4 protein-coding genes are annotated in these 2,535 nt (G+C 39.8%); all 4 read right to left on the reverse strand.

Annotated features, from left to right (window positions below):
- Positions 1–158, reverse strand: a 158-nt coding sequence (locus tag AC52RT_RS07420) for a phosphoribosylformylglycinamidine synthase subunit PurQ (protein WP_495540154.1), incomplete at its 3' end; no start/stop codon positions are given.
- A complete protein-coding gene (gene purS / locus AC52RT_RS07425; RefSeq protein ID WP_495540151.1) occupies positions 155–406 on the reverse strand; it encodes a phosphoribosylformylglycinamidine synthase subunit PurS in 252 nt (83 codons plus the stop codon). The genes AC52RT_RS07420 and purS, both read right to left, overlap by 4 nt.
- Positions 399–1,118, reverse strand: a complete 720-nt coding sequence (gene purC, locus AC52RT_RS07430; RefSeq protein WP_495540152.1) for a phosphoribosylaminoimidazolesuccinocarboxamide synthase — start codon at positions 1,116–1,118, stop codon at positions 399–401. Before purC ends, purS begins: the two co-directional genes overlap by 8 nt.
- Before the next feature lie 89 nt (positions 1,119–1,207).
- Positions 1,208–2,500, reverse strand: a complete 1,293-nt coding sequence (purB, locus tag AC52RT_RS07435) for an adenylosuccinate lyase (protein WP_495540153.1) — start codon at positions 2,498–2,500, stop codon at positions 1,208–1,210.
- Positions 2,501–2,535: the final 35 nt, after the last annotated feature.

Here is a 2,535-nt window from a genome sequence, read left to right on the forward strand (position 1 = left end):
TATGAAAAGCCGCCAGGCAAAAGAATTCCATCAAATTGATCTAAGTTATCCGCAGTATGCCAAACATATTCCGCTTCTTCTCCTAGTTCATCTTTAATTGCATGATACATATCAACATCACAATTGGAGCCGGGAAATACGATTACGGCAAATTTCACAGCGCGACAACCTCCTCAATATCATAGCGATAATCCTCAATGACTGTATTAGCCAGCAGGCGTTCACACATTTCTTTAACTAACGGATCCACATCTGTTGTATCTTCAATACTAAGTTCCATATATTTACCGATTCGAACATCCTGCACTTGATTGTAAGTCATGCTGTGTAACGATTGTTTAACTGCGGTTCCCTGTGGATTTAAAACACTTTCACGCAAGGTAATGTAAACTTTTACTTTATACATGTTGAGTCTCCTTTAGCTTTGCATAGATTTTTTCGTAAGCTTCTACTAAACTCCCTAAATCGCGTCGGAATACATCTTTATCGAACTTTTCTTTCGTTTCACTGTCCCAGAGCCTGCATGTGTCGGGAGAGATCTCATCGGCCAGCAGGATATCACCATTGGCAAGTTTGCCAAATTCCAGTTTAAAATCGACCAGCAGGACGCCAATTTCTTGAAAAAAGCTTGATAAAACGGTATTCACTTGAAGTGCTTTAGTCCTCAGAATAGTTACTTCTTCACTGCTTGCCACTGCTAATTCATTAATATGCGCTTCTGTAAGTAACGGATCACCTAATTCATCATCTTTATAATAAAACTCGACAATCGGTTGTTTGAGATGCTGACCTTCTGGGATTCCAAGACGCTTTGCCAGGCTGCCGGCTGCGATATTACGTACGACTACTTCAAGCGGAATAATAGAGACACTCTTGACCAGTTGTTCACGGTCGGAAATTGACTTTAAAAAGTGAGAAGAGATACCTGATTGTTGCAGCTTCGAAAATAGTAAACTGGTAATTCCATTATTCAGAACACCCTTACCTTCAATTTCTGTTTTTTTTCCGCCATTAAAGGCAGTTGCTGAATCCTTGTATTCTACCCATACAATTTCTTGGTCTCCTGTTGCATAAATTCGTTTCGCTTTTCCTTCATACAGTAATTCTCGTTTTTCCATGATTAAGGCCTCCATATTAGCAATATTGGAAATTTTCAATCTACAATTGTTAAAGAAGGCCGCTGGAAATCTTTCCAGCAGCACTATTTTTAAAGACCTAGGCGATCAAAGATGTAATCAACCTGTTTTAAATGATGGTGGTAATCAAAACATTCATCCAACTCTTCTTTCGATAATAAACTAGTAATTTTATCATCGTTATCAAGAAGCGTACGGAAAGGAACTTGTTTTTCCCATGATTCCATTGCTTTTGGCTGAACGGTGTCATAGGCTTCTTCCCTTGCCAGCCCTTTATCGATTAATGTAAGTAATACACGTTGTGAATAAATCAGACCAAGCGTACGGTCCATATTACGTTTCATATTCTCCGGATAAACAGTCAAATTCTTCACGATGTTACCGAAGCGATTAAGCATATAATTCAAGGCAATCGTAGCATCCGGAAGAATGATCCGCTCAGCAGATGAATGAGAAATATCACGTTCATGCCAAAGTGGTACATTATCATAAGCAGTCTGCATGTAGCCGCGAATCACACGGGCAAGACCAGTCATATTTTCTGATCCAATTGGATTTCGTTTATGAGGCATCGCAGATGAGCCCTTTTGACCTTTAGCAAACCTCTCTTCTACTTCACGTGTTTCACTTTTTTGCAGCCCGCGGATTTCAATAGCAAACTTTTCAATGGACGTTGCAATTAAAGCGAGTGTTGCCATATAATCTGCATGACGGTCGCGCTGTAATGTTTGAGTTGAAATCGGGGCAGCTTCAAGACCAAGCTTTTCACATACATAGCTCTCGATGAACGGATCGATGTTGGCAAATGTACCGACTGCACCAGACATTTTCCCAACTTCAATGCCTTTACAAACGAATTTAAAGCGTTCTAGATTACGTTTCATTTCTTCATGCCAAAGCGCAAGCTTCAATCCAAAGGTGGTTGGCTCTGCATGGACACCATGTGTACGTCCCATCATGACTGTATACTTATGTTCGATTGCTTTATTCTTTAATATTTCAATAAAACGTTCTAGATCAGCAAACAAAATTTCATTTGCTTGTTTCAAGATATAAGATAGTGCCGTATCTACAACATCTGTAGAGGTGAGACCATAATGAACCCATTTCCGTTCTTCACCAAGGGATTCTGAAACGGCTCTTGTAAAAGCAACCACATCATGACGTGTTTCTTCTTCAATTTCCTTGATACGTTTTGTATCAAATGTAGCATTTTCACGAAGTAACTTCACATCTTCTTTGGGGATGGCCCCTAATTCCGACCATGCTTCACAAGCAAGAATTTCTACTTCCAGCCATGCTTTAAATCGATTGTCTTCTGTCCAAATTGCTCCCATTTCGGGACGAGTATACCGTTCTATCATTTTATTTCCTCCGTTTCAACCTGATGCTTCCAAAT

The organism is Peribacillus sp. (genome assembly GCF_059453735.1).

Excerpts from the sequence above, each read along its gene's own strand:
- purS (WP_495540151.1), bottom strand. The coding sequence starts at position 406 with ATGTATAAAGTAAAAGTTTACATTACCTTGCGTGAAAGTGTTTTAAAT.
- purC (WP_495540152.1), bottom strand. The coding sequence starts at position 1,118 with ATGGAAAAACGAGAATTACTGTATGAAGGAAAAGCGAAACGAATTTAT.
- purB (WP_495540153.1), bottom strand. The coding sequence starts at position 2,500 with ATGATAGAACGGTATACTCGTCCCGAAATGGGAGCAATTTGGACAGAA.